The sequence below is a fragment of the Jannaschia faecimaris genome, from assembly GCF_900107415.1.
Lineage (GTDB): Bacteria > Pseudomonadota > Alphaproteobacteria > Rhodobacterales > Rhodobacteraceae > Jannaschia > Jannaschia faecimaris.
Map to the genome: position 1 here is coordinate 119,841 of NZ_FNPX01000005.1, position 11,954 is coordinate 131,794.

12 protein-coding genes are annotated in these 11,954 nt (G+C 61.2%); all 12 read right to left on the reverse strand.

The window, feature by feature from the left end; all coding sequences use genetic code 11:
- Position 1 precedes the first annotated feature (1 nt).
- On the reverse strand, positions 2-754 hold the full coding sequence (locus BLV27_RS07790) for a biotin--[acetyl-CoA-carboxylase] ligase (RefSeq protein WP_092644609.1): 753 nt from the start codon (positions 752-754) through the stop codon (positions 2-4).
- A complete protein-coding gene (nuoN, locus tag BLV27_RS07795; protein WP_092644885.1) occupies positions 754-2,184 on the reverse strand; it encodes an NADH-quinone oxidoreductase subunit NuoN in 1,431 nt (476 codons plus the stop codon). The genes BLV27_RS07790 and nuoN overlap by 1 nt, the downstream gene beginning before the upstream one ends.
- A gap of 10 nt (positions 2,185-2,194) precedes the next feature.
- Positions 2,195-3,742 carry an NADH-quinone oxidoreductase subunit M gene (locus BLV27_RS07800; RefSeq protein ID WP_092644611.1) on the reverse strand — a complete coding sequence of 516 codons (1,548 nt, stop codon included), beginning with the start codon at positions 3,740-3,742 and terminating at the stop codon, positions 2,195-2,197.
- A gap of 4 nt (positions 3,743-3,746) precedes the next feature.
- The gene (nuoL, locus tag BLV27_RS07805; protein ID WP_092644613.1) at positions 3,747-5,816 is read right to left on the reverse strand and encodes an NADH-quinone oxidoreductase subunit L; all 2,070 of its coding nucleotides are present in this window, start codon (positions 5,814-5,816) and stop codon (positions 3,747-3,749) included.
- A 5-nt stretch (positions 5,817-5,821) separates the two neighbouring features.
- Positions 5,822-6,127 carry an NADH-quinone oxidoreductase subunit NuoK gene (gene nuoK, locus BLV27_RS07810; protein ID WP_092644615.1) on the reverse strand — a complete coding sequence of 102 codons (306 nt, stop codon included), beginning with the start codon at positions 6,125-6,127 and terminating at the stop codon, positions 5,822-5,824.
- Between the two features lie 60 nt (positions 6,128-6,187).
- On the reverse strand, positions 6,188-6,802 hold the full coding sequence (locus BLV27_RS07815; protein WP_092644617.1) for an NADH-quinone oxidoreductase subunit J: 615 nt from the start codon (positions 6,800-6,802) through the stop codon (positions 6,188-6,190).
- Positions 6,799-7,194: a carboxymuconolactone decarboxylase family protein gene (locus BLV27_RS07820; protein WP_092644619.1), complete on the reverse strand. Its 396-nt coding sequence runs from the start codon at positions 7,192-7,194 to the stop codon at positions 6,799-6,801. Before BLV27_RS07820 ends, BLV27_RS07815 begins: the two co-directional genes overlap by 4 nt.
- Positions 7,191-7,688 (reverse strand): NADH-quinone oxidoreductase subunit NuoI, encoded by a 498-nt coding sequence (gene nuoI / locus BLV27_RS07825; RefSeq protein WP_092644621.1) that lies wholly within the window; start codon positions 7,686-7,688, stop codon positions 7,191-7,193. The genes BLV27_RS07820 and nuoI overlap by 4 nt, the downstream gene beginning before the upstream one ends.
- 171 nt (positions 7,689-7,859) lie before the next feature.
- On the reverse strand, positions 7,860-8,897 hold the full coding sequence (gene nuoH, locus BLV27_RS07830; RefSeq protein ID WP_092644623.1) for an NADH-quinone oxidoreductase subunit NuoH: 1,038 nt from the start codon (positions 8,895-8,897) through the stop codon (positions 7,860-7,862).
- Positions 8,898-8,906: 9 nt separating this feature from the next.
- Positions 8,907-9,269, reverse strand: a complete 363-nt coding sequence (locus tag BLV27_RS07835; RefSeq protein ID WP_092644887.1) for a hypothetical protein — start codon at positions 9,267-9,269, stop codon at positions 8,907-8,909.
- Between the two features lie 27 nt (positions 9,270-9,296).
- Positions 9,297-11,327, reverse strand: coding sequence for an NADH-quinone oxidoreductase subunit NuoG (nuoG, locus tag BLV27_RS07840; RefSeq protein WP_092644625.1), 2,031 nt, complete (start codon positions 11,325-11,327; stop codon positions 9,297-9,299).
- Between the two features lie 118 nt (positions 11,328-11,445).
- Positions 11,446-11,850, reverse strand: coding sequence for a DUF5333 domain-containing protein (locus BLV27_RS07845; RefSeq protein ID WP_092644627.1), 405 nt, complete (start codon positions 11,848-11,850; stop codon positions 11,446-11,448).
- Positions 11,851-11,954: the final 104 nt, after the last annotated feature.

The window sequence follows — 11,954 nt, forward strand, 5'->3', positions numbered from 1 at the left end:
GTCAGCCCCTCCCGAAGAAAACGTCGCCCGCCGTTATTCGGCGCACGCCCTGCTCAGTTTCCAATACAAGACGACCGTCGTCGTCCACGTCGACAAAGAGGCCCTCCACGACCTCGTTTACCAGACGGGCCGTGATTGGTTGGCCCACGCGGGCAGCATGCTTCATCCATTCAGTGCGGATAGGGGCAAAGCCCCATGTCGTCAGCTGCGCCTCCCGTTCGGCAAAGGCCGGGGCAAGCACATCCAACAAGGCGGTCGCCTCAACCCGCAGCCCGCTTGCGGACAGCAGGGATATGGGAGCGACCGCGCCCGGCTCCAACTGGGCGACGTCAGGGGCCGCAATTAGGTTGAGCCCGATGCCAAGCACCAAGAGGCCCGGCACGGGGGCTTCAAGCAGAATGCCAGCCAGCTTCCGGTCGTCGAGCAGCACATCGTTCGGCCATTTCAGCGACAGCCCCTCTACGCCGAGCGCCCGTAGGGCGTCGTACAGGGCAAGCGAGGCGGTGAAGCTCCGCAAAGGCAGGCTCGCGGGGTCGCCCGCCGGTCGCCAGACGAGGGATGCGGCGAAATTCCCCTCGGGCATCGACCACGCGCGCCCGCGTCGCCCCTTGGCCGCACTTTGACGGCGAGCGAGGATCCACGTCGGCGTGGTGGGTGCCCGGCGCGCCGCCTCGAGAGAGGTGCTGTCTACCTCTTCCAGGATCACTCGGTCGACACCCGCCGGCCAATTGGACGGCGGGGCGGTTTGCCCCATCAGTTCACCAGGGAGTCGGCGGCCAGTGCGGCCAGAGGCTCAAGCCCCAGAAGTTCGGGCAGAAGCGCCAGCATCAGAATGGCGGAACCCGCCAGCGCGACCATCTGGATCAACGGTATCTCCGGGGCGAAAGGTTCATCCGACTCACCGAAGTACATGTAGAAGACGATGCGAAGGTAGTAGAATGCCCCGATGACCGAAGCGACGACCCCCAGTACCGCAAGCCAGATCAGATCGGCATCAACCGCCGCCTGCAGCACACCGTACTTGGCGAAGAACCCCAAGGTCGGCGGGATGCCAGCCAGACTGAACATCAGCACTAGCAGGGCAAGGGCCGCACCGGGGCGCGTCTTGGAAAGTAGCTTGAGCGAGGCGATATCCGTGACATCGCGTCCGTCCCGGCTCATCGACAGGATGAACGCGAAAGTACCGATGTTCATCACAACATAGATCGCCATGTAGAGCAGCATGGCCTGAACCCCGCCCGCCGTGCCCGCGGCAAGTCCCATCAGGGCGTAGCCCATGTGTGCGATCGACGAATACGCCATCAGACGCTTGATGTCCTTCTGGCCGATAGCGGCAAAGGCCCCTAGGAACATCGACAGCACCGACAGCAGTGCAACGATCTGTTGCCAATCGCTGACGATTCCACCGAACGCATCGTGCACGACGCGCGCGAACATCGCCATCGCCGCCATCTTGGGTGCCGTGGCGAAGAAAGATGTTACCGGCGTGGGGGACCCTTCGTATACGTCGGGCGTCCACATGTGAAACGGCGCGGCGGATACCTTGAAGGCCAGTCCCGATATCATGAAGACCAGACCGAACAGCAGACCCAGCGGGGCCTCCCCGGACGCCACCTGGATCACCCCCGAGAAAGACAGCGTACCAGCATAACCATAGGTCAGCGATATGCCGTAAAGCAGCAGGCCCGAAGACAAGGCACCCAAAACAAAATACTTCAGGCCCGCTTCGGTCGACTTGGTGTTATCTCGGCGCATCGAGGCGACCACGTAAAGCGCCAGCGACTGCAACTCCAATCCCATGTAGATCGTCAAAAGATTGCCCGACGCCACCATGACCATCATACCGATCACCGACAGGGTGATCAGAAGCGGATACTCGAACTTCAGCATGTCACTGCGGGACATGTAGTCCTGACCGATGACCAGAACCGCGGCAGCCGACAGCAGGATCGTGACCTGCGCGAAGCGGGCAAAGCTGTCCTTAACGATCATCCCGTCGAAGGCCGTGCCCGATCCGGCGGAGAGCGCGACCCAGAGCCCCACCAGCGTCAGAACACCGGCAGTCAGCCAGATCAGCGGCCGCGCCAGCGCGTCCTTGCCTGTGTAGACCGCCGCCAGCAGCGCGACCATGGCGAAGACCGCCAAGACGATTTCGGGCAGGATGAGGGTCAGATCGGCACTCATGGCGGGAACCTCAGTGATCGGCCGCGGCGACATCGTGCGTCAGCACGATCTCGGCGGTGGCAACGTCATAATTCTCGACAAGATCGGCCACGGAGGGGCTGATGATGTCGGTGATCAGGCTGGGATAGACGCCCAGCAGGATGGTGAAGAAGATTAACGGGGCAAAGATCGCCCGCTCCCGACCGGACATGTCTGTGATCGAGCGCAGGCTTTCCTTGATCAGATCGCCGAAAACAACCCGGCGATAAAGCCAGAGCGCATAGCAGGCCGACAGAATGACGCCCGACGTGGCGACCAGCGCAACCCAGGTATTGACCTGGAACACGCCCATGAGCGTCAGGAATTCCCCAACGAAACCGGACGTCCCCGGCAGGCCGACATTGGCCATCGTGAACAGCATGAACACCAGCGCATAGGCGGGCATCCGGTTCACAAGACCGCCGTAGGCGTCGATGTCGCGGGTGTGCATCCGGTCGTAGACAACGCCCACACACAGGAACAGCGCCCCCGAGATGAAGCCGTGGCTGATCATCTGGAAGATTGCGCCGTCAACACCCTGCTGATTGGCCGCGAAGATGCCCATCGTCACGAAGCCCATGTGCGCAACCGAGGAATACGCGATGAGCTTCTTCATGTCGTCCTGCATCATCGCCACGAGCGAGGCGTAGACGATGGCGATCGCCGAGAGCCAGAGCACCATTGGCCCGAGAACTTCGGAGCCTACCGGGAACATCGGCAGGGAGAAGCGTAGGAAACCATAGCCCCCCATCTTCAATAGGATCGCCGCCAGTACCACGGACCCTGCAGTCGGGGCCTGCACGTGCGCATCGGGAAGCCAGGTGTGCACCGGCCACATCGGCATCTTGACGGCGAAGCTGGCAAAGAAGGCCAGCCACATCAGGGTCTGCATCCCACCCACGACGTTGATACCCAGCACGTTCAGCGGTGCGTAGCTGAACTGATGCGTGAGCAGCGTCGGGATATCGGTCGTGCCCGCGTCCACATACATCGCGATCATCGCAACCAGCATCAGGACCGAGCCCAGAAGCGTGTAGAGGAAGAACTTGAACGACGCATAGATGCGGTTCGCCCCGCCCCAGATGCCGATGATCAGGAACATCGGGATCAGGCCGGCCTCGAAGAAGAGATAGAACAGGATCAGGTCGAGCGCGCAGAACACACCGATCATCAGCGCCTCAAGCGCGAGCAGCGCGACCATGTAATCCTTCACCCGGTGTGTGACATCCCAGCACGACGCGATGACCAACGGCATAAGGAAAGTCGTCAGCATCACGAACAGAACCGAAATCCCGTCAACGCCCATCTTGTACTGCAATCCGAAGACCCAGGACCGCTCTTCCACGAACTGGAAGCCCGTGTTGGATGGGTCAAACCCAGTCAGTATGAAGATCGAGACCAGAAACGTGAACGTCGTCGCGCCAAGCGCCAGCCACTTGGCATTGCGCTGCGCGGCCGCGTCATCGCCCCGCAGGAATACCGCCAGGATTGCTGCGGCCACCAGTGGCGTGAAGGTGACGATGGAAAGAAGGTTATCCATGGTCTCAGTTCCCCGATCCGATCGTCGTCCACGAGATCAGGACAACGATCCCGATCACCATCGCGAAGGCGTAGGTAAAGATGTAGCCGGACTGCGCCTTGTTCAGCCATTTCGTGGCGAAAGGAACGATCCCCATGGCAAGTCCATTGATCGACCCGTCGATAACGGTCCCGTCGCCCTTCTTCCACAGGAATGTTCCAAGCCGCTTGGCCGGGCGGACGAACAGGAAGTCGTAGATCTCGTCGAAGTACCACTTGTTGAGCAGGAAGCGGTACAACGGCGCGACAGTCTCCGCCCATTGGCGTGGCAGGGATGGCTGGCGAATATAGAATAGCCAGGCCGTCCCAAGACCCAGCAGCATCGCTATGAAGGGCGAAACCTTGACCCATTTAGGCACGAGGTGCGCTTCGTGGATCACGTCATTGTTCGCACCTACGTAGATCGCCCCCTCGCCCGGCGTCTGGGGCGCGCGCTCGTGCGCCTCCTCGCCCTCAGTGGCGGCGTTGGCCGCACCGATCAGGCCGCCCTCGACCGAGGCATGTGCCTCGACATCGGAAATGCCGAAGAACCGATCAACCTGTTCCTGGCTGCCGAAAAACGGGCCATAGAAGACCATCCCGGCCAGAACCGACCCGACGGCCAGAACACCCAAGGGGGCCGTCATAGTCAGCGGGCTTTCGTGGGCATGGTCGTGCGTGTGCTTGTCACCACGCGGCTTGCCGTAGAACGTCAGAAACATCAGGCGCCAGCTGTAGAAGCTGGTGAAGGCTGCGGCGACCACCAGGAGCCAGAACGCGCCCGTGCTCCCGACGAAGGCCACCTCGATCACGGCGTCCTTGGACAAGAAGCCCGCGAACCCGATATGCGTCAGCGGAATCCCGACACCCGTAATGGCCAGCGTGCCGATCATCATTGCCCAGAACGTCAGCGGGATCTTTTTGCGCAGTCCGCCGTAGTTCCGCATATCCTGTTCGTGGTGCATCGCATGAATGACCGAACCGGCCCCGAGGAACAGCATCGCCTTGAAGAAAGCATGTGTCAGCAGGTGGAACATGGCAACCGAATAGGCCCCAAGACCAGCCGCCACGAACATGTAGCCCAACTGCGACATCGTTGAATACGCGATGACACGCTTGATGTCGTTCTGAACCAGTCCGACCGTCGCGGCCATGAAGGCAGTTGCCGCGCCCACGGCGACGACGATGACCATCGCCCCGTCGGCATATTCCATCAGCGGTGACATGCGGCAGACCAGAAAGACACCCGCCGTGACCATCGTCGCCGCGTGGATCAGGGCGGACACCGGGGTCGGGCCTTCCATCGCGTCCGGCAGCCAGGTGTGCAGACCCAGCTGTGCCGATTTACCCATCGCGCCGATGAACAAGAGGAAAGCCAGCAGGTTCGCCGCATTCCAGTCGGTCCACAGGAAGTGGATCGTGGTTTCAGCCAACTGCGGCGTTGCCGCGAAGACGTCGTCCAGATTGATCGAGTCGGTCATGTAGAACAGACCGAAGATGCCGAGCGCGAAGCCGAAATCGCCAACGCGGTTGACGATGAACGCCTTCATCGCCGCGGCCGATGCCGAAGGTTTGCGCCAGTAGAACCCGATCAGGAGATACGACGCAACGCCCACGCCTTCCCATCCGAAGAACATCTGCAGCAGGTTGTCGGAAGTCACCAACGCCAGCATGGAGAAGGTGAAGAACGACAGGTACGCGAAGAAACGCGGCTTGTAGACCTCCCCCTCCTGCCACTGCGGATCGTGATCCATGTAGCCAAAGGAATAGAGGTGGACGAGCGACGAAACCGTCGTCACCACGATCAGCATGATCGCCGTCAGACGATCCAGCCGGATACCCCAGTCGGTAGCGAGCGTGCCCGATTCCACCCAAGTCATCAGCGGGATCTGCTGCGTCGTGCCGTCGTGACCCAAAAAGACAATCCACGACAGGATCGCGGCCAGGAACAGCAAGCCGGTCGCGACGACCATGGCTGCCTTCTGGCCGATGAATTTCCAGCCGAAGCCGCAGATCAGCGCACCGACCAGCGGGGCGAGGAGGATGATCGTTGTCATGTCTCTCAGCCCTTCATCACGTTGACGTCTTCGACATCGATGGTGCCCCGGTTACGGAAGAAGCAGACCAGGATCGCGAGGCCGATCGCGGCCTCGGCAGCGGCGACCGTCAAGACGAAGAGCGTGAACACCTGCCCCGATAGATCGCCCAGGAAGCCCGAGAAGGCGACGAAGTTGATGTTCACGGCCAGCAGCATCAGTTCTATCGACATCAGAATGACGATCACGTTCTTTCGATTCAGGAAGATCCCGAAAATCCCGATGACGAACAGCGCCGCAGCCACCGTCAGATAATGTTCAAGTCCGATCATATCGTCCCTCCGGAGCGCTTTGGCCCCTTGTCGTCTTGATCGCGCCGAAGCGCGGGATTGTCAGAGCCCCTGCCCCGGCTTCACGTCCGTCACACTCATCGCCTGTTCGGGATCGCGCCACATCTGATGGAGTACGTTCTGTCGCTTGACGTCCTTGCGGTGACGGAGTGTCAGGGCGATGGCCCCGATCATCGCAACCAACAGGATCAGGCCCGAAAGCTGAAACATGACGAAGTATTCGTCATAGAGTACCAGCCCCAACGCCGAGGTATTCAGCGTGACTGGCTCCGGTATATTGGCCAGCCCATCGGCCATCACCACACCCTCGGCCGTCTCCCAGACGCCGTAGGCAATGGCCAGCTGCATCAGCAGGACCACCCCGATCAGGCCCGCGAGCGGCACGTACTTCGCCATCTCGGCTTTCAATTCGGCGAAGTCGATATCCAGCATCATGACCACGAAGAGGAACAGCACCGCCACCGCGCCGACGTAGACGATGATCAGAAGCATCGCGACGAATTCAGCCCCCAGCAGAACGAACAGACCCGCCGTCGACAGAAAGCACAGGATCAGCCAGAGCACCGAATGCACCGGGTTGCGCGCCACGACGACGAACAGTCCGGCCGTCACCGTGATGATCGCAAACAGGTAGAAGGCGAAGTCGAGCACCGTCATTTATCATCCTCCAGAACATCTGTCGCGAGTTCCATCGCCTTGTTCATGGCTGGCAGCCCACCAAAAAGGCCCATCATGCCGATCGTCTCGGCGATCTCCTGCTTGGTGGCCCCCTGCTCGGCGGCCTGACGCACCGTCATGCGAATCTGCGCCTCGGCCTGGGCCCCCAGTACGGTCAGTCCGGCCAGCGTCAACAGCATCTTGGTCTTCGCGTCCAGCCCCTCAGGGTTCAAGCCCTTGCCCATGAACTGCTCAACCAGTTCGGCGGGCATGGTCGGCCAAAGTTTCTCAAACCCCGAAGGCGTGAAATGCTCAAGCGCGGGATTCATGGTCTTGGCCATGTCCTGCATCTGGCCCATCCAGGCCGCGAAGGGATTATTCGGATCAGTCATCGGTACGGCGCATCCATTTCGAGGTTGCGGGCGATCACGGCTTCCCACCGCTCGCCATTATCGAGAAGCTTCTCCTTATCGTAAAACAGCTCCTCGCGCGTCTCGGTCGCATATTCGAAGTTCGGGCCTTCCACGATCGCATCGACCGGACATGCCTCTTGGCAGAACCCGCAATAGATGCATTTCGTCATGTCGATATCGTAGCGCGTGGTCCGGCGCGACCCGTCCTCGCGCGGCTCCGCGTCGATGGTGATTGCCTGCGCCGGGCAAACGGCTTCACACAATTTACAGGCGATGCAGCGTTCTTCGCCGTTGGGATAGCGGCGCAGAGCGTGTTCCCCGCGGAAACGCGGACTCTGCGGCCCCTTTTCATGCGGGTAATTCAGCGTAGCCTTGGGCGCGAAGAAATACTTCAGGCCGAGCCGCATCCCGGTCCACATATCCGCCAACAGGAAGTATTTTACGGAACGGTTCCAGTCGATCTGCTGTGTCATGTCAGATATTCTCCACACACTGGCAAAAGGCGGTTTTCGAAATAGCGCTCGCGTTTGATGAAGACACATCCGAGCCATCGGACGCAATCTCACCCTGAGAGGTGATCCGCCATTCAGCGGGGGCGAGCATGGCAGACGCGGTTGACGCAAAAGTAACAGAGACCATACGCATCACGCCCCCGTCACCCAACGCGCCCAGAACCCGCCGAGCACTTCATAGCGCGCCAGGAAGGCCACGATTACCACCCAGGCGAGCGAGAACGGCAGGAACACCTTCCAGCCCAGGCGCATCAACTGGTCGTAACGGTACCGAGGTACAATCGCCTTCACCATCGCGAACAGGAAGAAGAAGAACGCCATCTTGGCGACCATCCACGGCGGACCATCGGGCAGGAACGGGATCGGCGACAGCCAGCCGCCGAAGAACAGCAGCGTGATCAGCGCGCACATCAGGAAGATCGCGATGTACTCGCCTGCCATGAACAGCAGGAACGGCGTGGAGGAATATTCGACCTGGTATCCCGCGACGAGCTCCGACTCCGCCTCGGGCAAGTCAAAGGGAGGGCGGTTCGTCTCGGCCAGGGCCGAGATGAAGAACAGGAACACCATCGGGAAATGGGGCAGCCAGTACCAGCCGAAGAAGCCCCAGCCCGTGTCCTGCGCCGCAACAATATCGCCGAAGTTCAAGGATCCGGTCGACAGGATCACGCCGATGATGATCAGGCCGATGGAGACCTCGTAGGAAATCATCTGCGCCGCGGACCGCAGAGAGCCCAGGAACGGATACTTGGAATTCGATGCCCAGCCGCCCATGATCACGCCGTAAACCTCAAGCGACGAAATCGCGAAGACGTACAGAATGGCCACGTTGATGTCGGCCAGTACCCAGGTGTCGTTGAACGGGATAACCGCCCAGGCGATCATCGCCAGCACGAAAGAGATCAGCGGGGCCAGCATGAAGACGGTGCGGTCTGCCCCTGCGGGAATCACGATCTCCTTAACGATGTATTTGAGCGCGTCGGCCACCGTCTGAAGCGCGCCCCAAGGGCCCACCACGTTTGGCCCGCGACGCATCTGAACAGCGGCCCAGATTTTCCGGTCGCCATAAACAAGGAACAGAAGCGAGATCATCACGAAGGCCACAACCGCAAGGGTCTGCGCTAGAATGATCAGGGCAATCCCCGGCCCGGATGCAAAGAAATCTGCCATGTCACGTCCTTATACGGTCGGGATGCCTTTCTCGAAGCAGTTTTGCACGACCACTTCGGCATCAATCGTTCTCAGCCCCCTGGGGAGCGCTGGCGACACGGTGTAAACCGCATCTCCGCGCCAAAGGCCACCCTCTTCCACAACGTTTGTCCGCACTTGCCGGGCAAATCCGAACCCTCGGATCAACGCGTATTGTGCCGCAGCACACTCCGCGTAGTCGATAACGTCCTGCCGATCGCGCGCTCGCTGCATGGTGACCAGAAAATTTACCAGGTCCCCTTCCAGCAGGCGCGTCTGCACACCTTGGTACTCCGGTCGGAACACCTCAACCACGGGCTGCTCGGCGCTTTGGCAGGCAGCCAACGCGCACATAAAGCCAAGCCCGAAGGCGCGCATGATCTACTCCGCCGCGATTGGCTGGTCGTCTCGCGCCTTGGCCAATTGCGAGAGTTCCGCCATCAGTTGGCTGGCCCGCGCGACCGGATTCGTCAGGTAGAAGTCGTCGAAGGCCGTACCAAAATCGCCCTCGCCCAGCTTGGGCAATTTGCCCATTGGGGAGAAATCATTGACAGCCACCTCGTCTATCTCTGCCAGCTGGGGCGCGATCTCGATCAGAGCGCGGCGCAGTTGTACAAGACTATCATAAGGCAGTTGGAACCCGACTTCGGCTGAAAGCGCCCGCAGGATGGCCCAGTTTTCCTTCGCCTCACCCGGCGCGAACCCGGCGCGCAGCGCAAGCTGGGGTCGGCCTTCGGTGTTGACGAAAAGGCCCTGTTCCTCGGTCCAGGCAGCACCGGGTAGAATGACATCAGCGCGATGCGCACCACGATCACCATGGCTGCCCTGATAGATGACGAAGGGGCCACCATCGGCAGACGCGGGCACGTCGATCTCATCAGCCCCGAGGTTGTAGATCACCTCGGCGTCAAGTGCGGCGGCGATCCCGCCTTCGCCATGACATCCGGCGTCCATCGCACCGACCCGCGCCGCAGCCGTGTGCAGAATCAGCAGGCCGGAGTCCGAATTCTCGGCGATCTTGCGAGCGTGGGCGAAGACCTCCGCGCCATCATCGCCGGTCAGGGCAGCCATCCCGACGATCACGATCGACGGGGCCTCCCTCGTCTCATCGCTGACCGCCTGCCCGGAAACCTTCGCCAGCGAAGTCCGTCCAGTGCCTACGTGCTTGTAATCGAAGGTCAGGTCGACTTTTTCGCCCACCAGACCGACATTCGCGCCGCGCAGCCACGCTTTGCGCAGACGCGCGTTCAGAACCGGTGATTCGCGCGCCGGGTCGGTACCGATCAACATGATGTTCTGGGCCGCGTCGATATCCTCAATCGCCGCCGTCCCCGCGTATTCGGCCCGCTCGCTGCCCAGCTTTGCCCCATCGGTGCGGCATTCAGTGACGCCGCCCATCTTCTCCATGAGCTGACGGAGCGCGAAAGCGGCTTCCGTCGACACCAGATCACCGACAATGCCGGCTACCTTCTTGCCTTTCAGGCCATTGGCTGCGGCTGCAAGCGCCTCGGGCCACGTCGCGGGCTTAAGCTTGCCGTCAACACGAACATAGGGCATGTCCAGGCGCTGTCGGCGCAGCCCGTCCCAGACAAAGCGCGTCTTGTCGCTGATCCATTCCTCGTTGGTGCCGTCGTGGTTGCGCGGCAGGATGCGCATCACGTCGCGGCCCTTGGTATCGACCCGGATCGACGCGCCGAGCGCGTCCATGACGTCGACGGTTTCGGTCTTGGTCAGTTCCCACGGACGCGCGGTGAAAGCATACGGCTTGGAGACCAGCGCGCCCACCGGGCACAGGTCGATGATGTTGCCCTGCATGTTCGATTTCAACGTTTCGCCCAGATAGGACGTGATCTCCGAATCCTCGCCCCGGCCAGTCTGACCCATCTGGGTGATACCCGCCACTTCGGTCGTGAAGCGTACGCACCGCGTGCAGGAGATGCAGCGCGTCATGTGTGTCTCGACCAGCGGGCCGAGGTCCAGATCGACTGCGGCGCGCTTCGGTTCGCGGAATCGCGAAAAATCGACACCATAGGCCATCGCCTGATCTTGCAGATCGCACTCGCCACCCTGATCGCAGATCGGGCAGTCCAGCGGGTGGTTGATCAGCAGGAACTCCATCACGCCCTCGCGGGCTTTTTTCACCATGGGCGAATTGGTCTTCACGACCGGCGGTTCACCGTCTTTTCCGGGGCGCAGGTCCTTGACCTGCATCGCGCAGGAGGCGGCTGGCTTGGGCGGGCCGCCAACGACCTCGACCAAGCACATGCGACAGTTGCCGGCGATCGACAGACGCTCGTGATAGCAAAAGCGCGGGATTTCGACGCCAGCCTGCTCACAGGCCTGGATCAATGTCATTTCACCGGGGACTTCGACTTCGGTCCCGTCGATCATGATTTTCTTAAGGTCGGACATCACGGTCGCTCCGGTCTGCTTCAACACGTTCAAAGCGGTACCTAGCCCGGTCAGGCGGCGGAAGCCAGTGGGGGAACGGCCCCTTGAAAGGGTTTGTCGCACCCCGATCCAAGATCGATCACTTCTCGTACATCAACCGCCCGATGGTCGTGCCGTCTGCGATTTCTTTGCGCGCAACGCGACAAATGCTGCCGCGATCGGCCGCGGACGCCCCGTTCGCGGACATCCACTGGCGGGCCTGGCCCTTCACGCGGTCCTTTTCGGTGTCGTCATCGACATAAGCGCGGATTTCCCCGACCGAATAGCCCAAGGCTCGCGCGCGACCCACCAGCGCATTGAGCATCAGAAGCGAGCGGGTCCGACGCTCGCCGATGTCAGGACAATTGTCGGCAATCATGTCGCCGATGGCAGCGACCAAAACGCCGCTGGCGATCTCGGGGTCAGCCCGCAAGGCGTCATAGCGATCAGCCGTCGCAGGCGTTGCCAGCGACAGTACCAGAAGGAGAATGGATCGGATCAGCATGGACGAACCTCGGGTGTTTGCATTCACGCCAGATGTGCGCCCGACCGTCGGCTATTCAATATCAGAGGGCGGTGATGGGCGGCGACGCGCCGTTGCACCGCCCC